20 protein-coding genes and 2 pseudogenes are annotated in these 20,986 nt (G+C 56.5%); 21 read left to right on the top strand and 1 reads right to left on the bottom strand.

What is annotated here, in order from left to right:
- The 20 genes and pseudogenes from SMC1_RS09010 to murJ all read left to right on the top strand — a co-directional run.
- On the top strand, positions 1 to 405 hold a 405-nt coding region (locus tag SMC1_RS09010), incomplete at its 5' end, for an SDR family oxidoreductase (protein WP_165849399.1).
- Positions 398 to 559: a hypothetical protein gene (locus tag SMC1_RS10720; protein ID WP_165849398.1), complete on the top strand. Its 162-nt coding sequence runs from the start codon at positions 398 to 400 to the stop codon at positions 557 to 559. The genes SMC1_RS09010 and SMC1_RS10720, both read left to right, overlap by 8 nt.
- Positions 556 to 1,638 (top strand): glycosyltransferase family 4 protein, encoded by a 1,083-nt coding sequence (locus SMC1_RS09005; RefSeq protein WP_165849397.1) that lies wholly within the window; start codon positions 556 to 558, stop codon positions 1,636 to 1,638. Before SMC1_RS10720 ends, SMC1_RS09005 begins: the two co-directional genes overlap by 4 nt.
- A complete protein-coding gene (gene rfbB / locus SMC1_RS09000; RefSeq protein WP_119086442.1) occupies positions 1,635 to 2,627 on the top strand; it encodes a dTDP-glucose 4,6-dehydratase in 993 nt (330 codons plus the stop codon). The genes SMC1_RS09005 and rfbB overlap by 4 nt, the downstream gene beginning before the upstream one ends.
- A gap of 55 nt (positions 2,628 to 2,682) precedes the next feature.
- Complete coding sequence (locus tag SMC1_RS08995; protein WP_119086441.1) at positions 2,683 to 3,711, top strand: glycosyltransferase family 2 protein; 1,029 nt, start codon at positions 2,683 to 2,685, stop codon at positions 3,709 to 3,711.
- Positions 3,712 to 3,885: 174 nt separating this feature from the next.
- A pseudogene (locus tag SMC1_RS08990) lies at positions 3,886 to 5,298 on the top strand (mannose-1-phosphate guanylyltransferase/mannose-6-phosphate isomerase).
- Positions 5,295 to 6,386 (top strand): GDP-mannose 4,6-dehydratase, encoded by a 1,092-nt coding sequence (gene gmd / locus SMC1_RS08985; RefSeq protein WP_119086440.1) that lies wholly within the window; start codon positions 5,295 to 5,297, stop codon positions 6,384 to 6,386. The pseudogene SMC1_RS08990 and the gene gmd overlap by 4 nt, the downstream one beginning before the upstream one ends.
- Before the next feature lies 1 nt (position 6,387).
- A complete protein-coding gene (locus SMC1_RS10715) occupies positions 6,388 to 7,164 on the top strand; it encodes a hypothetical protein (RefSeq protein ID WP_165849395.1) in 777 nt (258 codons plus the stop codon).
- Positions 7,067 to 7,402 carry a glycosyltransferase family 10 domain-containing protein gene (locus SMC1_RS11320; protein WP_119086439.1) on the top strand — a complete coding sequence of 112 codons (336 nt, stop codon included), beginning with the start codon at positions 7,067 to 7,069 and terminating at the stop codon, positions 7,400 to 7,402. The genes SMC1_RS10715 and SMC1_RS11320 overlap by 98 nt, the downstream gene beginning before the upstream one ends.
- On the top strand, positions 7,399 to 8,091 hold the full coding sequence (locus tag SMC1_RS08975; RefSeq protein ID WP_119086438.1) for an FkbM family methyltransferase: 693 nt from the start codon (positions 7,399 to 7,401) through the stop codon (positions 8,089 to 8,091). The genes SMC1_RS11320 and SMC1_RS08975 overlap by 4 nt, the downstream gene beginning before the upstream one ends.
- Before the next feature lie 15 nt (positions 8,092 to 8,106).
- Positions 8,107 to 9,051, top strand: a complete 945-nt coding sequence (locus SMC1_RS08970) for a GDP-L-fucose synthase family protein (protein WP_207799387.1) — start codon at positions 8,107 to 8,109, stop codon at positions 9,049 to 9,051.
- 37 nt (positions 9,052 to 9,088) lie between these two features.
- On the top strand, positions 9,089 to 10,381 hold the full coding sequence (locus SMC1_RS08965) for a DegT/DnrJ/EryC1/StrS family aminotransferase (RefSeq protein ID WP_165849393.1): 1,293 nt from the start codon (positions 9,089 to 9,091) through the stop codon (positions 10,379 to 10,381).
- A gap of 3 nt (positions 10,382 to 10,384) precedes the next feature.
- Positions 10,385 to 11,266, top strand: a complete 882-nt coding sequence (locus SMC1_RS08960; RefSeq protein ID WP_119086436.1) for an alpha-1,2-fucosyltransferase — start codon at positions 10,385 to 10,387, stop codon at positions 11,264 to 11,266.
- Positions 11,267 to 11,756: 490 nt separating this feature from the next.
- On the top strand, positions 11,757 to 12,785 hold the full coding sequence (locus SMC1_RS11315) for a glycosyltransferase family 2 protein (RefSeq protein ID WP_119086435.1): 1,029 nt from the start codon (positions 11,757 to 11,759) through the stop codon (positions 12,783 to 12,785).
- A gap of 95 nt (positions 12,786 to 12,880) precedes the next feature.
- Complete coding sequence (locus SMC1_RS10905) at positions 12,881 to 13,234, top strand: hypothetical protein (RefSeq protein ID WP_207799386.1); 354 nt, start codon at positions 12,881 to 12,883, stop codon at positions 13,232 to 13,234.
- A gap of 4 nt (positions 13,235 to 13,238) precedes the next feature.
- Positions 13,239 to 14,204: a glycosyltransferase family 2 protein gene (locus SMC1_RS08945; protein WP_165849392.1), complete on the top strand. Its 966-nt coding sequence runs from the start codon at positions 13,239 to 13,241 to the stop codon at positions 14,202 to 14,204.
- Positions 14,201 to 15,172, top strand: coding sequence for a glycosyltransferase family 2 protein (locus tag SMC1_RS08940; protein ID WP_119086432.1), 972 nt, complete (start codon positions 14,201 to 14,203; stop codon positions 15,170 to 15,172). The genes SMC1_RS08945 and SMC1_RS08940 overlap by 4 nt, the downstream gene beginning before the upstream one ends.
- Positions 15,169 to 16,113, top strand: a complete 945-nt coding sequence (locus tag SMC1_RS08935; RefSeq protein WP_165849391.1) for a glycosyltransferase family 2 protein — start codon at positions 15,169 to 15,171, stop codon at positions 16,111 to 16,113. The genes SMC1_RS08940 and SMC1_RS08935 overlap by 4 nt, the downstream gene beginning before the upstream one ends.
- Positions 16,100 to 17,455, top strand: a complete 1,356-nt coding sequence (locus SMC1_RS08930) for an exopolysaccharide biosynthesis polyprenyl glycosylphosphotransferase (RefSeq protein ID WP_119086430.1) — start codon at positions 16,100 to 16,102, stop codon at positions 17,453 to 17,455. The genes SMC1_RS08935 and SMC1_RS08930 overlap by 14 nt, the downstream gene beginning before the upstream one ends.
- Positions 17,456 to 17,551: 96 nt before the next feature.
- The gene (murJ, locus tag SMC1_RS08925) at positions 17,552 to 19,201 is read left to right on the top strand and encodes a murein biosynthesis integral membrane protein MurJ (protein WP_119086429.1); all 1,650 of its coding nucleotides are present in this window, start codon (positions 17,552 to 17,554) and stop codon (positions 19,199 to 19,201) included.
- 89 nt (positions 19,202 to 19,290) lie between these two features.
- Here the strand turns inward: murJ and SMC1_RS08920 are convergent, their stop codons facing one another.
- Complete coding sequence (locus SMC1_RS08920; protein ID WP_119086428.1) at positions 19,291 to 19,677, bottom strand: DUF6922 domain-containing protein; 387 nt, start codon at positions 19,675 to 19,677, stop codon at positions 19,291 to 19,293.
- Positions 19,678 to 20,114: 437 nt separating this feature from the next.
- Here SMC1_RS08920 and SMC1_RS08915 point away from each other — a divergent pair.
- A pseudogene (locus SMC1_RS08915) lies at positions 20,115 to 20,986 on the top strand (ATP-binding protein); the annotation flags it as partial.

Here is a 20,986-nt window from a genome sequence, read left to right as displayed (position 1 = left end):
GGCAGCACCGGGCACAACTTCGTCCGCACGGTCCTGCGGCTGGCCCGCGCAAAGGACGAACTCCGCATCGTGGACGACCAGATCGGCAGTCCCACCTTCACCGAGGACGTCGTGCACCAGCTCTGGACAGCGATCGAGGACGGCTGTTCCGGGACGTACCACTGCGTGAACACAGGGCAGGCCAGCTGGCACGCCTTTGCCACCCGCATCGTGCACCGCCTGGGTCTGAATGTGCCCGTTATTTCCATTCACACCGTGGATTATCCTACGCCCGCCCGCCGTCCCGCCTACTCGGTTCTGGCCGACCGCAAGTTCGAGCTTGAACAACTGAACAGCATGCGCCCCTGGGAGGGCGCCCTCGACGACTGCTTACTTCGGTACCGGGAGGTGCTGTTCCGTGGCTGAGACCATCCTCGTCACCGGCGGCTGTGGCTTCATCCGCTCATGCTTTGTCCTCCACCAGAAGGAGTGGGAACCTGGGGCTGTCATCCCCAGTTGTCTGGACGGCCAACGGCTGTCCATAGCAGTCACTCGCGGTTACCAGGGAGAAGCCTCATGAGAGTGTCGTTCGTCTTGCCGTTTCCCGCAGGGTGGCCTATGGGCGGCTACATCATGGTGTATGCCTATGCGGACTTCTTGGCATCCCGGGGACATGACGTGACCGTAGTGCATCCGCTTTCCCTGGATGGAATGGGCTACGACCGACCGTATGCTCTCCGCTGGGTTGATCAGATGAGGAGACGTGACTGGACGGCGCCGTGGTTCGCATTCAAAGCCAACCCCACGAGGGTCATGATCCCAAGGGTCGATGCGCGGCATATGCCTGACGCAGACGCAGTCATAGCTACAGCATGGCAGACGGCTGTTGCAGTGAATTCTTTGCCTCAGGAGAAGGGAGTGAAGTTCTATTTCGTCCAGGGCCTTGAGACCTGGGCAGGGCCATCCGAGAGAGTTCTGCAAACATACCGGCTCGGGCTCACGAACATAGTAGTATCCCGCTGGCTAGAGGAAGAGCTGACGCACCTGGGCGTCCCTGTTGCAGCCGTTGTGCCCAATGGCATCGACATCGACTTCTTCTCCCAGTCTTCACCTGGTCTCGTGCGAAATCCACAAAGGGTGGCATGGGTTTACACTGATGGAGCATTCAAGGGTGGTACGTGTGGTGTCGAAGCCTTGAGCAAGGCACGGTTGCTTCACCCGGAATTGGATGCAGTTGTTTGGGGCACGGGGGCACGGCCCAGTTGTCTCCCTGATTGGATCCAGTATCACGCAAATCCGCCGCGGACTGCAATCAGAGATATGCTGCATTCAAGCGGGATCTTTCTGAGTTCCAGCCGGTCAGAGGGGTTTGGCTTGCCCGGGCTGGAGGCTATGGCTGCTGGCTGTGTCGTCGTGACGACGGATAGCGGCGGTGTTCGTGACTACGCGCACCACCACCAAACTGCGTTGGTCGTTCCCCCAGAAGATCCAGATGCACTATCCTCCGCTCTTGTTCAAGTGCTCTCAGACAGAACGCTGCGTGATGAGCTGGCACAACATGGACTAGTCGAGGCAACAAGATTCGACCTTGCCGATACGGCGAAGCTGTTCGAACAGGCACTCCTAACTGGGGTGGCCCGTAAGGATCATGCCGCATGAGTGAAACGATCCTCGTCACCGGCGGCTGTGGCTTCATCGGCTCCTGCTTCATTCTCCAGCAGATGCAGCAGCATCCCGACATCCACCTCATCAACCTCGACGTGCTGACGTATGCCGGCAACCCTGACAATGTCAAAGAAGTAGCAGGAGATCCCCGCTACACCTTCGTGCAGGCCGACGTCGCCGACCGCCCCGCCGTGGAGGCCGTCTTTGCCCAGCATCATCCCACGCTCGTCGTCCACTTCGCCGCCGAATCTCACGTGGACCGCAGCATCGACGGTCCCGACGTCTTCGTGCGCACCAACGTCCTGGGCACCCAGGTCATGCTGGACGTTGCCCGCAGGCAGTGGAAGGAGGACGCCTGCATGGACACGGCCCGTTTCCTCTACATCAGCACCGACGAAGTCTATGGAGACCTTCCCATCGAGAGCACCGAGAAGTTCACCGAAAGCTCTCCAATCAAACCCAGCAGTCCCTACAGTGTTGCCAAGGCAGCAGGCGACCTGATGACTCAGGCGTACCACCGGACGTACGGCATGCCCACCCTGATCACCCGCAGCTCCAACAACTACGGTCCCCGGCAGTACCCCGAGAAGCTCATCCCGCTCACCATCAAGAAGGCCCTGGCAGGTGAACGCATCCCCGTCTACGGTGATGGCCTCAACGTCCGCGACTGGCTGTACGTCGAAGACAACTGCCACGCCATCGACGCCGTCCTGCGCAAAGGCGCCCCTGGTACCATCTACAACGTCGGTGGGGGCAACGAGCTGAGCAACATCGACCTCATCCACCTGCTCCTCCATGCGCTTGCCCAGCAGACCGGCGAACCCGAAGAGGATTACACCAAGCTCATCACCTTCGTCCCTGACCGGCCGGGGCATGACAGGAGGTATGCGCTGGACAGCACTGCTCTGTCTCATGCAACCGGCTGGAGTGCAATTCGTAGCATGTCTCCGCTTATGAATACGCTCGACTGGTATATTCTGTAAGTAACCTGAACCCCCCGATGAAGAATTTGTTGACAGAGAGAGGTTGTTAGGAGTTATGGATACCGAGATCAAGAGAGTTGCAGTGGTGATTGTCAACTGGGAAGGATGGCAAGACACGATCGTCTGTCTGGAAAGCCTCGATGAACTCACCATACGTCCAACTCAGGTAATTCTTGTGGATAATGGCTCCTCAGACGCATCGGCCGAGCACCTGGCTGATTGGCTCCAGAAGCATGGGAAAATCGTCGTCGATTACGGTAGCGCTGAGGCCCTGGTAGTCGACAACGGTCTCGATACTACATACGTGTTGCTGAGACTGCGCACAAATTGTGGATTTGCTGCAGCCAACAATGCTGGACTCAGGCACCTGGAGGCTAGTGGACAGCACATCGACTATTACTGGCTCCTCAACAACGACACGCGCGTCGACAAGAACGCACTCGCACGCCTGCTGGAAAGAAGTAGTCATCCGGACAGCGTTGGCATCTACGGATCGGTCATCCTCGACGAGCGAGAACCGCATGTTGTGCAAGCGCTGGGGGGAGCTCACTATGGGGCCTTCACGGCGCAGGCTCGTCACGTCGGTGGGGGAAGAGCATGCACCGAGGTGTGGAATTCTGCGGATATCGAGCGACAGTTGTCATATATCTATGGTGCATCCATGTTCGTTTCTCATGAGTTTGTTGCGCAGGTAGGCCTGATGTGTGAGGACTACTTTCTCTATGACGAAGAACTGGACTGGGCTCTCAGGGGCAAGGCAAGAGGCTTCACGGTTGGTTTTGCTGATTCGAGCATTGTCTATCACAAGGGTGGTGCCTCGTTTGCCCGGGTTAGTGGAGCCGATCGTAGCTACTATGTCAGCGACTACTATCTGGTTAGAGGAGCAGTGGTTGCTACTTGGCGATGGTACCCGTGGGCTCTTCCATCTGTGCTGGCCATGCGTTGGAGAGAGCTTTTGGTGCGGCTCTTTCACGGTCAACGGCTCAGCGCCAGAGCCACAGCACTGGCACTGTTGGTGCCTTGGCGCTTGCTACTGCCCGATGATCTCAGAGCTCTCGTCGAAGGAAGTAGAGCAGATGTCTAGAGTCTCGGTCCGGCAATGCCAGTATCATACCATTGCTATGCTTGAGACAGGGGTGGCCAGGATGGAAGATGGATTCAGTATGACCGTCATGATGTATGCGCATGATGCGGTTCATCGCGTGCCACGCAGCATCTCCAACGAGTGGGGCACGAGTGTGCTGACAGAGGGATTGCAATGAAAGTCATCATTTTGGCAGGTGGACGTGGCACACGTCTTTGGCCGATGTCGCGCAAGAGCTACTCCAAGCAGTTTCTGCCGCTTCTTGATGGGCGCTCTCTGCTGGAAGGGGCTGTCAACAGGGCTCTTGCTGTTGCTCGTTCGCAGGACATAGTCACCGTAACCAATTCCGACTACTATTTCTACGTCAAAGATATCCTGCAAACCGCTGCGCCGGAAGCCATCCAGAATATTATCTGTGAACCGGAAGGACGCAACACGGCCCCCGCCGTTGCTCTTGCCATGCAGTACGCGGTGGAGAGAATGAACGCGGCGCAGGACGAGACCGTGCTCGTATTCCCATCTGACCACATCATCGCTCCTGTCGGGAAGCTTGTCTCCTATCTGCGCATAGCCGATCAGGCTGCTCGTGATGGCTACCTTGTCACGTTTGGAGTGCATCCAACGCGACTCGAGACCGGTTATGGCTATTTGCAAGTTGGGGAACAGCATGGAGCATATGCTCTCTGTCACCGATTCACTGAGAAGCCGGTGGCAGCAGTGGCAGAGCAGTATCTTGCTTCGGGAGAGTATCTCTGGAACTGTGGCATGTTCGCGTTTACTCCATCGGTATTTGAGACAGCACTTCATGCAAGTGCCTCTGACGTTGCTGTTGTCACTGCTCAAGGGTACGACAACACTCTCCAGCACTGGTCCGATATGCCCAGCATCTCCATCGACTATGCCGTGATGGAAAAGGCTGCCAACGTTGCTGTTGTGCCAATGGACCTCACCTGGAGTGATGTTGGAAGCTGGGATTCATACTATGACCTGCAGGAAAAGGACGGAAATGACAACGTCATCCAGGGCGATGTCGTTACCATCGGTACGCATGACTCACTCGTTGTCAGCGGCAAACGCCTCGTGACGACGGTAGATGTTGACCACGTTGTGGTCATTGAAACGGACGATGCTGTCCTGGTGACTCAGCGCGGCAGTGGACAGGATGTGAGGAAGCTGCTGGAGCTGCTGGAGGCTCAGCATCGTCCTGAGGCGATCGATCATACTGAGATCATCCGTCCCTGGGGTCGCTACCGCATTCTCGAAGTGGGGCCGCGCTTCAAGATCAAGAGCATCGTCGTGAACGTCGGAGCGATGCTCAGCCTGTAGCGTCACATTCATCGGACCGAACACTGGGTCGTCATTCACGGTACAGCTCAGGTGACCATTGGCGAGAAAACGTTCTTTGTCCACGAGGGAGAGAGCACATTTGTTCCTAAGTCGACCCTGCATCGTCTGGGCAATCCAGGCAAAGTCCCGCTGGAAATCATTGAGGTCCAGAACGGTGAGTACGTTGGAGAAGACGACATCGAGAGAGTCGAGGACGTGTATGGCCGCACGAAAGGTGTGGAGGGAGAGACACTACAATGAAGAAGGCACTCATCACTGGTATCACTGGTCAGGATGGCTCGTACCTCGCCGAGTTCCTGCTCAGCAAGGGGTATGACGTTCACGGCATCAAGAGGAGGAGCAGCTCGTACAATTCCTCCCGCATCGACCACATCTACCAGGATCCGCACCAAGCCAATACCCATTTCTTCATGCACTACGGTGACATGACCGATGCCAGCAATCTGCTTGCCATTGTGGCCGGAGTACGTCCCGACGAGGTGTACAACTTGGCAGCACAGTCCCATGTGGCCGTGTCCTTTGAGACTCCCGAGTATACGGGCAACTCGGACGGACTTGGAACACTGCGACTTCTTGAGGCAATCCGCGCAGCTGGTCTCACCAATAGTACCCGTTTCTACCAAGCCTCGACCTCGGAGCTCTTTGGAGGGCTCCCTGGAACAGCACCACAGTCCGAATTGACACCCTTCACCCCCCGGTCTCCCTATGCCGTGGCGAAGCTGTACGCCCATTGGATCGTCGCCAATTACCGGGAAGCATACCACATGTACGCCTGCAACGGCATCCTGTTCAACCATGAGTCTCCCAGGAGAGGCGAGACGTTTGTCACGCGCAAGGTGACCATGGCAGTGGCTCGTATCGTCAAAGGTCTGCAGGACTGCGTGTATCTTGGCAACCTGGATGCAAAGAGGGATTGGGGATACGCCAAGGAGTACGTGCAGGCAATGTGGCTCGTACTGCAGCAGGACACTCCTGATGATTACGTGATTGCAACTGGCGAGACGCATACCGTGCGCGAACTCGTGGAAGTGGCATTCAAACGGGCTGGTATCACCGTGGCGTGGCAGGGTCGGGGTGCCGAGGAGTGCGGACTCGACGCAGGTTCGGGGAAGGTTATCGTGCGCATCGATCCCCGCTACTACCGCCCGACTGAGGTCGACGTTCTGCAGGGTGACGCATCCAAGGCAGCTGCCAAACTCGGTTGGCGTCCTGTAACGACCTTCCATGCGCTGGTCGACCTGATGGTGGATGCTGACCTGTCCATGCTCGGCGATGGGCATGATCACGATTGTTACAGTGAGGATAGCGTCCTGAAGGAGATAAAGTAGAATGGAGAGAATTCTCCTGGAAGTGCCTGGTCACGGTGAAGACACACTCTTCAATCCGGACGTCAGAGATGCCGTCACGGATCCGTTTATATACCTCCGCGATAGGCTTCAAGAGCTTGGGTATGCGCTTGAAACGGCCGACGACCGTGGTGTTGAAGGATGTGCTCGGGTTTGGTTCTGGGATGCGGCTGGTGTTTATGGGCCACCTTACGGGTTGCGCGATGTTGCTCGGCTTGTGAAATCAATAGGAAGGCGGCGACTTTATCAAGAATCTATCCGAGCTGGCCTGCGAGATCGAATAGTCTTGTTTCTATTTGAGCCTCCGGCTGTTAGCCGCACAAATTGGGATCCAAGGATCCACAAACTTTTCCCCTTAGTCTTTACTTGGAATGATAGCTACGTAGACGAAAAGAAGTTCCACAAGTTTTGTTGGCCCTTGACAGGGTGGTTCCCAGATGTGCCAGATATTCCTTATAGTGACCGTAAGCTGTTGGTAAATATCTCTGGAAACAAGTTTTCGTCTCATCCCCGCGAACTTTATACTGCTCGTAGAAAAACAATCAAGTATTTTGAGCAACATTATCCTGAGCAATTTGATCTATACGGCACGGGATGGAATCAACCAGGAATTGATCGGGTCCATTTTTCTTCTTATCGGGGAACAGTGAAGCACAAATGGGATGCATATCCTCGCTATCGGTTTGGACTGTGCTATGAAAACATGTGCGACGAGCCTGGCTTATATTACGGAGAAGCTTTTCGACTGCATGCGTGCTAAGTGCGTACCAATTTACTTGGGAGCACCAAATATTGCCGATTATGTAGATGCGGGTACGTTTATTGATCGGCGCAAGTTTAGGTCTAGTGCCGAGTTGGCAGATTTTCTGCTATCCATGACTGAGAACGAATATGCTCAGTACAGGCAGGCAATTCAAGCTTATCTGCGATCAGATCGGTTTGCGGCGTTTCTGCCGCCAGCTTTTGCCGACAATGTTATCCGCGTGTTGTCATTATGAATATTCGAAAGCAAATTGGCTATCTCTTGCAAAAATCTAGCAAAGCACTTAATCAGGGCGCTTCGCTAATTTACCAATCACCACAACAGAAAAGGGTGATTCCGTGGTTTGCCGATAATGGCGATAGAACGCTTCGACTAGACTATGAACTGGATGACAATTCGCTGGTCTTCGATCTAGGTGGCTATATGGGGCAGTGGACAAGCGATATATACTCGATGTACCGCCCCAAAATTCACGTCTTTGAGCCAGTTGCAGAGTTTGCCGAAGGTATCAGGCGTAGATTCTCCAAAAACGCAGATATACACGTGCATCAATTTGGCCTAGCGGGCTGCAGTCAAGTAGCGAAGATTGGTCTCGACGGAGATGGTTCGTCGATCCTGAGGCCAGGTAGAAGGGTAGAGGAGATTGAGCTTGTGCGAGGAAGCGACTTCCTGGAGCAGAATTCGATTCATAAAATTGATCTAATGAAGATAAACATTGAGGGTGCAGAATATGACTTACTGGAGCATCTGATTCAGTTTGAGATCGTGCTTAGGATCAAGAACATCCAAATCCAGTTTCATGATTTTGTGCCTGAGGCCGAACGCCGCATGCGGGGAATTCAAGCCGACTTGGCGCGCACCCATGAACTGACATATCAGTATCGATTTGTGTGGGAGAACTGGAAATTGAAGGAACAATTCTAAGCGGAGACCAAAATCATGTTTTCAATGGAAGGAACAATTCTGCTAACTGGCGCATCGGGTATGGTTGGCTCGGCTATTTATCGCCTTCTTGAGAATCGGGCAGAAATTCAACTGCTGGCACCTGGCTACCATGAATTGGATCTTACCGATCAGACTCAAGTGGACCGGTACTTCAGCATTCATAGCCCCGAGATAGTCCTGATGATCGCGGCAAGAGTGGGTGGAATTGCTGCCAACAAAGCGGATCCAGTTGGGTTCCTGAGCGAGAACACGCGGATACAACTGAATTTGTTTGAAGCTTGCCAGAAGCATGGGGTTCGCAAGTCTTTGTTTCTCGGAAGTTCTTGCATCTACCCACGAGAGTGCCCCCAACCCATGAAAGAAGAATACTTGTTGACCGGGCCTCTGGAACCAACAAACGAAGGTTATGCGCTTGCAAAAATACTGGGGCTCAAACTCGCGCAATACTACTATCGACAATACGGCATGCTGACGATTTGTCCAATACCCTGCAATATATACGGGACGAATGATCATTTTGACCTGCAAAATTCTCATGTTCTTTCAGCGCTGGTGAGACGATTTGTGGATAGCCAAGACAATGCATCTTCAGAGGTTGTCCTATGGGGTACTGGCGCGGCAAGGCGAGAGTTCATCCACGTGGAAGATGTAGCGGAAGCACTTCTTTTCATGCTGCAGCATGTCGAAACTCCTGAACCAATCAATCTTGGTACTGGTACGGATATTTCGGTTCGTGATTTAGCGCATCTAGTAGCCGAACTGGTTGGTTATACTGGAGATATCAAGTGGGACAGCTCTATGCCTGATGGTATGCTGCGGAAGTGTCTGGATGTTTCACGTTTCGATGCGATGGGATATAGGCCCAGAATCAGTCTTCGTGATGGAGTGACCCGTACTATTGATGAATATCGAGAAAGAAAACGAACGGGAACCGTCTAGGCCAAAACTGGCCAACCTGTTTTGCAAGGAGAATACCGTGAATGAGATTCCAAGGAATATCCCCAGTATTGAAAAACTGGGAGGCGCAATAGAGTCATTCTTGGAACTCAGTAGGCGCATCAACGAGGGAAAACCTCAGAAATACTGGTATCCGTTGAGTATGCCCACATACGGAACGGAAGAGGTCCTGCAAGCGCTCGACTCCCTCTGCAGTTTTCAGACCACGATGGGGGAGAAAACCTTGGAGTTCGAAAAGAGATTTGCGGATCATCAGAACTCAGGTGCCGCTGTCATGGTCAACAGTGGCTCATCGGCTGATTTGCTCATGTGTCATCTGCTCGTGGATCCTATCCAGCCGCTCTTAGCGCCAGGGTCTGAAGTCTTGACGCCGGTGGTGACCTGGCCGACACAGCTATGGTCAGTGATGATGGCTGGCCTCAAACTTAAACTTGTCGACGTAGATCCGGAAACACTGAACATTGATCTGGCTGACCTTGAGCGATCAATTACGCCAAGCACCAAAGCTCTTTTCCTGGTCCATCTGATGGGCAACCCGTGTCCGATGGATCGGATTCAGGAAATTGCCCAGGAGCACAGCTTGACAATTGTCGAGGATTGTTGCGAAGCTCTTGATAGTACGTATGCAGGAGTGAAGGTTGGCAATTTTGGTCTAATGGCTAGTTACTCATTTTTCTTTTCGCACCATATGACGACAATGGAAGGTGGTATGGTTGTTTGCCGTGATGAAGAACTTGTGGACCGGCTTAAGATGCTTCGAGCTCATGGCTGGCTTCGGAATGTTGATGATTCCAAGTTCCCCCTGGATTCTTATAACGTAGACCCTAGATATGCATTTGTCGACTGGGGCCTTAATGTTCGCCCAACAGAACTTCAGGCGGGATTTGGGCTATGCCAGCTGGAGAAACTGCCGGGTTTCAATCAAAGACGCAGACGTCTCGCGAGGAGATTCTTCTCTGCGCTTGATAAAAACCAATACTTGAGCTTTCCCGATGTTGATCCTAAAGCAGACCCTTGCTGGTTTGCGCTCCCGATCATGGTGAAAACTGACGCCCCATTTACCAGACACGACATCACAAACTATTTGGAATCGCAAGGAATCGAAACCAGACCGATTGTCGCCGGCAATATTGCCCGTCAGCCCGTTGCGCGACTGTTTCCCGAATTCAAGACCAGAACATTTCAGGGTGCCGATAAGGTTCATGAGAACGGATTCTATATGGGCCTTTCTCCGTTATTTTCTGAAGGAATGATAGACCAACTATTAGAGACTTTACAGACGTATTTGAACGGATTTTGGCAAAGGGGTTAAAGCATGATAATAGTACGTCTAATTGGCGGACTCGGGAATCAAATGTTTCAATATGCAACGGCACGCGCGGTTGCCTACCGAACAAATATGCCATTGAAGCTGGACGTTACGGCATTCGCCAATTACGAGCTTCACTCATATTGTCTGGGCTGTTTCAACATTATCGAGAATTTCGCCACGGAAACAGAAGTGAGTCGTTTTCGAAGACCACGGCGCAGGCAAATAGTCGCTTTTACCACTTATGAGATCAAAAGACATCTATTGCCCTGGCGAAGGCAGAAGTTTGTAGAAGAGCGAGGTCTTTCTTTTGACCCTGGTATTCTAAGAATAGGCGGGGGCGTCTACCTTGCTGGCTACTGGCAAAGCGAGAAGTATTTTGCAGATGTGGCGGAGCTTATTCGCCAGGAGTTCACGCTGAAGTCCGGACCCGACAAGCTGAACCGGCAAGTGCTGGACGAAATCGAGGCAGCCAATTCTGTGAGCTTGCATATTCGGCGAGGGGACTATATCTCTGACCCTGTCACTAATCAGGTTCACGGCGTCCTCGGTTTGGACTACTATTCAAGGGCGGTCAACTACATCGCCAGCAAGACAGCTCAACCCCACTTCTTCGTATTCTCGGACGACATCGCATGGGCAAAGGAGAACTTGAGGCTCCCATTTCCACTCTCTTTTGTCGAACACAATGGCCAAGACAAGGAATGCGAGGATCTCCGGTTGATGTGCCACTGCAAACATCACATCACCGCGAACAGCTCGTTCAGCTGGTGGGGAGCATGGCTCAATGCCAATCCCGACAAGATTGTGATATCACCTGAGAAGTGGTTCAACGATCCGTCGTTGGATACAAAAGACTTGATACCGGAGTATTGGGTCAAAATATGAGTATTGATATGTACAGCAGGCCGGGGGTAGCCAAGCGCGTTGATTGGACATGGCGGCGGATGCGCATGATGCAACTCATCGAGTGCCGCGGAGCATCTGGAACGAGTGGGCAATGAGTTTTCCCGAGGGGGAGCAGTTGTGAAAGGCTTCGTTCTGACGGGTATTGCCTTTTGTCGGAAGATCAATCGTTTGCGGGGAACCGTATGATCACTCAACGGACAGTCATTGATCTACTGCCTGCCAAGCAGCGTGCTGGCTGTTCGGTTTGTATTAACGTATGCGCGGTTCATTCACCAATAACGCAGCCTGGTACCTTGAGCTTCGACCAAATACACATTGACGAAAGCATGCTGGTCGCGGGTTTTCGGTCGATGCTGTCACAGGAGCCTGCCATGCGAGGCATATTGGGGTACATCAGCCCGCACATCCGGGAGCGCTCCGCATTGGCTGTCGACGTCTTGCGGCTGTTCTCGGGGGGAGGGGCGCGACGATGCTCGTGAATCAGCAGAATGCTGATCGCCCGATAATGTCGGTCATTGTCTGCACTCTCAATCGTGCCCATGTACTGGAAACCGTGTGTCTTGCATCGTTGGCCGTCCAGGAGTTGCCCGGGTGCGTTGAGCTGATTGTGTGCGATGCGAGCCCAGATACGGCGACAGAAGCGGTAATGCGGCAATGGGGTAGCACGCATGGGGATTGGGCATGTACGTATGTCCACGCAACACAGCGCGGCTTGTGTAGTCAGCGAAACCAGGCAATCCACGTTTCGCATGGCGACGCAGTGTTGTTCGTAGACGACGATCTGGAGCTCCTGCCGGGGGCATTGGTGGCATTGATTCAGGCGTTTGATCGGGATTCGAACTGCCAATATGGCGGGTTCGAGTGCGTGCGAGTGTTGCCACTCGGGGCAGAGCGATCCGAGTCTGCAACATCCAGGATCGCACATCGTTGGTTTGCCAGTTTCTGGGAACTTGGGAGTGGCGAGGGTCCGAAGAGGATTCTCCCGAGCGGGTTCAACTCTGGTGGAGCTTCTATTGACCGCGAGACGGCATCTGCCCTACGACGGGAAGAGTGTCAGGTTATTGATGTTGAGTGGATGAGTGGGTGCTGTATGGCTTTCCGAGCGAGCCTGTTCCAGGAGGACGGCATTTGCTTTAATGAACGCCTTGCGAGATTCGGAGGATACTGTCTGGCCGAAGATGTGGTAGTGAGTCTCGCTGTTCGGAGGGTCGTTGGACTCCGATTGGGTTTGTGTTCTTGGGCTCAGGCGGTTCATTGGGAGGCTCCCGGTGGAAGGGGTGGCGACAGGTCCCGGTGGGCTGCCAGAGCCTATAACCATCGGATCGTCTGGACGCTATCTGGTGAGCCGACACTGGCTCGCCGGTTCAGTTGGCTTTGGGGTCAAATCGGTTCGGTAGTCCAGTGCCTCTGGCGCCGCCGAATGGACCGGTTGTGTGGGCTTGGGGACGGATGGCGGGCAATTCGTCTCGATGAGACTCAGGGGCATCTTCCAGAATGAGCAGGATTCATGCGGGGAGTTGGTCGTGCGTGCCTGGCTTAGATCAATGCTGCAGCCTGGACCGCACCACCGGCGACGACCTCGCGCAGGACCTGATGAATCGTGGCCTGATCGCCTGCACGGCGAGGGATGCGTGTGACTTGATCGTGTATCACAAGGAGGGTGTGTCTACGGCGTTGTACGGGGAAAGGCGAGGGCTGACAACTTTTGACCAGTATTCTGCCACTCACAGCTTGTTGGCGATGACTGCCCGATTCTACTGGCCATGGCTTCCTGCGATGAGAGCCAGGGTTATTAGGACGGCCCTCAAGCGCTTTGTTTCCGGCAATCACAGACTTACCAGAGCCATTCTATTGGCCGTCTTCGATCCTGAACTGGCCAAGAATCTTGATCGTGCACGGAAACGGTTCAATGAAGATGTTGTCTCCCTACAACCAAAGGGAGACTGACAGTATGTTGACAACCAACAAAGAGATGCATTCGGCCCCTCTGGTCTCAGTGGTACTCCCGACATTCAACCGGGCGGGTCTATTGCCACGAGCCATGACCACGGTTTTGAGCCAGGACTACAGCAACCTGGAACTGATCGTCGTTGATGATGGATCAACCGATAATACACTGGGAATTGTCGCTGGACTAACAGATGAGCGAGTCAAGTACTGCAGGCTCGAACAGCAGCGAGGCGCTGCGTCAGCTCGCAATGCCGGAATTGGAATTGCTCAGGGTAGTCTGATTGCGTTTCAGGATAGTGATGATGAGTGGCTACCGGGGAAGCTCAGCCAGCAGGTGCGAGCTATTGGGGCCCGAGGAGACTCTCTTGGGTTTGCGTACACTTCCTTCTGGCGCGAAAGAAACGGGTTTAGAGAGCGCGTGCCGTCATCATCGCAGGTATTGCGACGTGCCAGCGAGTTTGACCGACTCCTCCGCGGCAACTACATCGGCATGCCAACCTTGATCGTAACTCGTTCGTGCTTGGAGGCCACCGGGGAGTTCGACGAGACGATGCATTCCCTCGAGGATTGGGACCTGATGTTGCGACTCGCACGAGTAGCAGAGGGCGCTTTCATTGACGAGCCTCTTGTCATAGTGCATGAATCGCCCTCGGGGGTCAACTCACAGGGAGCCGGAGTCATGCTGAGAAGCCTCGAATCTATTCGTCGCCGCTACGGTTCGGACTTCCGCCGGGACAAGAGAGCCGATTCGGAGATGTATCTAGCCATGGCGGCTACGTCTTGTCGCGGAACCGGCTTGAAGAGTTGGCATGCGAGCGTGGTTCAGTTCGCTCGGGCGTGCGTCCGCGATCCTTCGAACACTAAGGCCTGGGTCTTGCTGGCTGCATCGTTGACCGGTCCAAAGTCTGTTATCCGTCTGCAGGGGCTTCATCATCGTTCTGCATCCGGGAGCACGGATTCCACATGAAACCTGATTTCCCAGACACAGGCCTCACTGTTGTGGTCGCAACGCGGAACGGCGTCTGCTGGCTGCCAGACCTCTTCGCCAGCCTTGCTCGGCAGACCCTTATGCTCGCGAGGTTGTCCATCTTGGACGACGCTTCGACTGATGGCACATGGGATCTCGTCCGCGATGCTGCCGTGCCCGGGGGACAGACGGTCGCCGGCCGTCAGGAGACCAACGAGGGTGCGATTGGGACTTTCCAGCGTCTGTTGTCGATGGTGGACACCGAGTACTTTGCATTGTGCGATCAAGACGACGTATGGCTATCGGACAAGTTAGAGAATTCGGCGAGACTGCTGGAAATGAGCGGGGCGGATCTGGTCTATACGGACCTGAGGGTCGTGGACGAGGACCTCAACGAACTGGCTCCATCCATGTGGCGGCTGTCCAATATTGTTCCAGTCACTGGACACGCTGTCGTTCCTCTGCTGCTGAAGAACAGCGTCACAGGGTGCACGGTCGTAGCCAGGAGGCAGCTGCTGGAGAGAGCGTTACCCTTTCCCGATGGCATCCCCATGCATGACTGGTGGCTGGCACTGGTAGCAGCCTGTGGCAGTGGAGTGCAGGCGTTACATGAGCAGACAGTGCTCTACAGACAGCACGGGACCAATGCACTGGGCGCGGCGAAGTTCAGCTCCAAGGGACTGAGCGACCTTCTTGAACGTCGCCACCTAACCATGGGTACCTATACTCTTACACGGCTGAGCGGTCGGCTGGCGCTCATCCGAGGACTCGAAGAGAGGAATCTGGCTCATCTTCCCTTTCTCAGACGATTCTACCGTCTTCCAACTGGACTGCGCCTCGTGTTATCCCCAATATATCTGGGCTACACTGTGACGCGCGCTCATGTCCTGGGATGGCGAAACCTGCTAGTGGACGCTGCCTTGACTTGTCTCCCACTGGGCTCGTCCCACAAAGGGGTTACTGCATGAGCATGCGCGTCGCTCTCGTGATCCTGACGCTGAATGCAGCAGCGTCAGGATCGAGCGTGGTCGAAGCAGTCCGGTCGCAGCGCTTGCAGCCTTACGTCTGGCTGGTGTTGGATTCGGGCTCCTCCGATGGCACGATTGAGGTCTTCAGGAAGGCGGGTGCCGATGTCGTGGCGATAGACAGAAATCGGTTCGACCACGGCGCGACACGGCAGATGGCGATCGATCGGTTGGATGGTGTGAACATCGTCGTGTTCATGACTCAGGATGCCGTGCTTGCGGACCCCGACGCGCTGGGTACTCTGGTTGCGTGCCTGGACGACCCAAAGGTCGGCGTCGCGTATGGCCGGCAAATGCCACGTCCGGGAGCAGGTGCCATCGAGCGCCATGCCCGGCTGTTCAACTACCCGGATGCCGGAGCCGTCCACATGATGGACGACTCGGCGAGGCTCGGCATCAAGGCGGCCTTCTGCTCCAACTCCTTTGCCGCCTGGCGGCGCTCAGCGCTTCTCGCGGTGGGTGGTTTCCCGTCACCGAGTATCCTGGGCGAGGACATGCTGACTGCAGCACGGCTTCTCCAAGCGGGCTACGGCGTCGCGTACTGCGCCGAGGCGCGCGTTGTTCATTCGCATGCCCTGACGGTCGGCGGGGAGGCGAAGCGCTACTTCGACACCGGCGTCATGCACGCGGACAATGGGTGGCTCCTGCAGGCATTCGGGTCCGCAGGGGGTGAGGGGTTTCGATTCGTCCGGTCCGAGGTGCACTATCTGGCGACGCACGGCGCGGCCCTGCGTATTCCCGAAGCCCTCGTGCGCAACATGGTGAAGTTAGCGGCGTACCGTCTGGGACGTACGTATCGGCTCCTGCCCAGGAACTGGTGCCGGAGGATGAGTATGAGCCCGGGCTACTGGGATCGTGTAGGGGGAGACCATGCGACACCGTAGCCTGCGTCCTCTCCTTGACGCTCTCTGCCTGCTGGTGGCGTTTCTGCTGGCCCTGCTGGTGCGCTTCCGCTTCGAGACGTCGGCCATCGACGTGCAGTGGTATTGGGTGTCGCTGGGGCTGTTCGCCGGCGTGGATATCGGCTACCTGTACCTGCGGGGCATGTATGACAACGGGCACGTCACTACAGACCGGACCGGCGTCGTGGTGGACGGGCTCGTCTACGCGACGTTCCTGTACCTGCTGGTCGCCTACCTGGTCAAGAACACGCTGTTCTCGCGTCTGACGCTCGTGTATTTTCTTGTCCTGTCGTTCGTCCTGCAGCTGGGGCTGGAGCGAACCGTCGTCGCCATTCGGCGGCGCAGGTACGCACGTGGCTTGGATCTTGTGCCCGCCGTCCTTGCTGGGAGCGTGGACGACCTGGCGGCAGCCGGCCTGGACGCGCTCAGCCTCCAGCGCGGGCTGGGGATGCAGCTGGTGCAGGCGGAGGGGCGAGTGGTCACGGCGGGGTCCTCTTCCGAACTTGAGGCCCTACTGGACGTCGGCACGGCACACGCCGCCCTGCTGGCGTCACAGCTGCCCGACACGTCCCAGATGGTGGAACTGTGCTTGCGCCGCTACGTCACAGTCTATGCTCTGGGCGGTACCGTGCGCACGCTGCCGTATCCCTCGGACGTGCTGTTCGTGGGCCGCACGCCGGTGCTCAGGGTGCGGGACCTCCTGGTGGTCGGCGTGGGCGCCCGCGTCAAGCGTCTCATGGATATCCTGCTGGCGGGGCTGGGCGTGGTAATCCTTTCGCCGCTCCTGCTTGTCCTCGCACTGCTGGTAAAGCTCACGTCGCGAGGGCCTGTCCTCTTCGGGCACCGGCGTCTGGGCGAGGGCGGCAGGTCCATCCGAGTCTACAAGTTCCGCTCCATGGCCGTGGACGCCGAGGCGCGCCTGCAGGGCCTGCTGGCCGCCGATCCCTTGCTCCGCGCCGAGTATGAGGCGACGTACAAGCTGAGGAACGATCCCCGGGTCACGCCGCTGGGACGCTGGCTGCGCCGGACGTCGCTGGACGAACTGCCACAGCTGTTCAACGTCCTCCATGGAGACCTCTCGCTCGTGGGACCGCGCCCCATCGTCGCGGATGAGATTGCCAAGTATGGCCCGGCGGCTGCCGCCATCCTCCGCGTGCCGCCTGGGGTCACCGGACTGTGGCAGGTCAGCGGGCGCAGCGACTTGGACTACGCGGAACGAGTGCGGCTGGACATGGACTACATCACGCACTGGAGTGTCTGGCTGGACGTGCGCATCCTTGCAGCCACAGTCCCCGCGGTCCTGCGGAGGAGGGGTGCGCGCTAGGATGGATTCACGCCGGGGCTCAGTCCGTCCACGGTTCGGTGGTTGCACTCCCGGTTCCTCGTGCTATCGTACTACAGTTTCACGGGCGGAGGCGTCATGATGGTAGAGGATAGCAAGCAGCAGCCAGTAGCAGGGCGCGCCATGTCACGTGGCCATCGGCTGCTGCGCAGGCAGTCGGTCGCGCAGGCGGCGGTGTTCCTGAGCATTGTTACGCTGCTCAGCAAGTTCATCGGCTTCGCGCGCGACGCCATCGTGGCGCATAACTGGGGAGCGACCGGCATCACGGATGCCTTCCTCATCGGCATGATGGTCCCCAGCGTCCTGCTGACTATCGTGTCGACGGGTCTCAGTACGCTCATCGTTCCGTGGTACATCGCCCACCGCAAGAACGACGCGGCGCGTGCGCACGAGTTGGTCAACCAGGTGACCTTCGTGTGGGGGATGGCCTTCCTCGCCATGTCGGTGATCGTCCTCGCATGCGCCCCCCAGTTGGTCCATCTGTTCGCGCCCAGTTTCACGGGCTTCCGGTACGACCTGGCGGTCAAGGTGACGCGCTTGCTGGTCCCGATGGGTTTCTTCAACGTGATGACTGGGTTGGTGACGGGGCTGTCGCAGGCCGAGGGCCAGTTCCTCATCCCCCTGCTGTCCAACGTGTTCGGCAACGTCCTGCTGGTGGGGTGCCTACTCTTCTTCTCGTCGCCGCTGGGCATCCAGAGCTACTCGCTGGGCCTGACCATTATGTCGGTCGTCGGCTTCGCTCCGATCCTGTGGTTCCTTCTGAGCCGCAGGGGCTTCTTCCATCACCTGGACATGCGCCACGTGGACTGGAGCGCCATCGGGGCCTTTGCCGCCCTGCTCGTACCGCTCGTGATCTCAGGCGGCGGCGGGTCGCTGAACACGATCGTGGACCGCTGGTTCGCTTCACACCTTGCGCAGGGGAGCGTCTCGGCCCTCGACTACTCCAACCGGCTGTGGAACCTGCCCCTGGCGCTGGCGGCGACGCCGATCGTCACAGCCGTGTTCCCGTGGTTCTCGTCCATGGCAGTCGACGGGACGTCGCTGGCGACCTTTGAGGACCGCATCAGGAAGACGGTGGCGCTCATGGTTTACATCATGGTCCCGTGCATCGCGGGGCTGTTCGTCCTGGCCGAGCCCATCGTGCGCCTCCTCTTTCAGCGAGGAGCCTTCGACGCAGCGGCCACACGCCTCACTGCAGCATGCGTCCAGATGTACTGCCTGGGCCTGCTCGGGCTGGCGCTGTTCCCCGTCCTCCACCGCGTGTTCTACTCGTTCAAGGATACGCGGACGCCGTTGATCGTCGGTGTCGCGATGATTGCGATCAACGCGGTCACGGACTGGCTGTTCGGCATGTGGTTCGGGGCGCCGGGCATCGCTCTCTCGACGACTGCCGCGGTGACCGTCGGCACCGTCATGGACGCCCTGCTGGTCCGCAGGTTCTTCCGCGGCGAGGTCCGGACGACACGCCGGTATCCGCTCGTGTCTGAAGCCATCAGGACGCTCGTCGCGGTGATCCCTGTTGTCGGCGTCGCCTTGCTGGCCAGGTCATGGATCGGTGCCGCTCAGGGGTTCTCCGGTGTCGCCCTGCGGCTGGTCCTCGTCTGTGGGGTGGCTGCCGTCTGCTACATGGTCTGCAGCGCCGTCTTGCGCATCGACGGCTGGCGGGTTCTGCTCGGCCGTATCAGGCGCCGCATCCCTTTGGTTCCTTTGGGGTCAGCTGGTAATTAGCCCCCGAGCATGTGTTTCAAATGCGAGGGGTGTATCTGGCCAAAGTGGCAAGGTGAAGCAGCAGCGCCCGGGCCTCCGGCGACATCGCCTCAGGGTATACGGCTCACCTCAAACCAGGCAGACCAGAAGTGGCGCGAACGTGCCGACAGTTGCTTGCTTGAGGCGAGGACCTCCAGAATGACGCTGGTCGGGTATTGGAGCTGGAGCCACCAGACCGCCTGCAGGCTCCCTGTCTCGAGGATCCGCGCGATAACATATGTTGCATGCTGATGCAGGTCGATGGCAGCGGGATCAGTGTCCCAGAAGAAGCGATGGAACTGCGACGGGATGCTCCCCTCTTCCTTGAGGGCGGCAACCTTCGCGGCGACTTCAACGCGCGCCATGGGCCCAAGGTAGGTCTGAACTGTCCGTCCTCCACTGCGACGAACGAGGTATGCGTACTGTCGATTACCGATCGTGCGAATCAGTACACTCATGTCGGCGCTCCTTGGCGGACGGCCTTATGGTCATCCTATTACCAGTTTACACTACATTCGAGTGTAAGCGACACCCGCCAATTCCCGCCAGCTTCAATGTGTCACCCTCGCCTAATGAGCAGCGTATCCCAAAGAGCGAAGGCGAGCCATGGCCTCCACCAGGTTGGGGTTGATGCGGCTGGAGTAGACTTGAGGCCGGCACGTGATACCGCTGTAAATACTCATAAACCAACGGTTGCGACGTCGGTTCGACAGCAATGCTGGTCAGTGCCCGCCGCTGAACGGGGAACAGATTTACGTCCTTAAAAGTGTTAGTTTCTCCACTTGTTGGTCCTTAAAAGTGTTGGTGTCGCCACTTTTTGGTCCGCAAAAGTGTTGCCTTGACGTGCCAATCTCGTACAATGAATCAAGAAGGTCAGATCATGAGAGGCGATAACATGGACCGACATGCAATGAAGAGGCTGCAGGCGTGGAAGGGAGAGAGAAACCGCAAACCTCTGATCATACGGGGTGCTCGACAAGTCGGCAAGACCTGGCTCATGAAGGAGTTCGGCAGAACATCTTTTCGGAACGTGGCCTATGTCAACTTCGACAATAACCCACGGATGCAGAGCGTGTTTGATGGCGGATACGATACTGCGCGTCTCGTCTCTGCCTTACAGATCGAAACTGGCGTCAGGATCACTCCTGAGGACACTCTCATCATTTTTGACGAGGTGCAGGAAGTGCCAAAAGCCCTTACCTCACTGAAATACTTCAATGAAAACGCACCGGAGTACGCGATCGTTGCGGCAGGTTCTCTGTTGGGTGTCGCTTTGCATGAAGGGACCTCCTTCCCCGTGGGGAAAGCGGAATTCCTGGATCTGTACCCCCTGAATTTCCGGGAGTTTCTCGATGCCATGAAGCAGGAGCGGCTCAACGAGCTGATTGGGAAGAGGGACGTTGCTCTGATCACCTCGTTCCGGGGAACCTATATGGACCTGCTCAAACAGTATTACTACATCGGCGGCATGCCCGAGGCGGTGACGACCTATCTGGAGACACAGGACTTCGGGGCGGTCCGGCGAATCCAGAAGAGCCTGCTGACCTTCTATGATCAGGACTTCTCCAAGCATGCTCCCACAGAGATCGTACCGCGGATGCGTATGATCTGGAACGCTGTACCGACGCAGCTTGCCAAAGAGAACCGGAAGTTCGTCTATGGTCAGATCCGGGAAGGTGCACGCGCAAAAGACTTCGAGCTTGCGATCCAATGGTTGGGGGATTGCGGTCTCCTCACCAAGGTCTACCGCATCACCAAACCGGACGT

The organism is Candidatus Cryosericum septentrionale (genome assembly GCF_003570995.1).
GTDB classification, from domain to species: Bacteria; Caldisericota; Caldisericia; order Cryosericales; family Cryosericaceae; genus Cryosericum; species Cryosericum septentrionale.
This window is presented reverse-complemented; position numbering and strand designations above follow the sequence as displayed.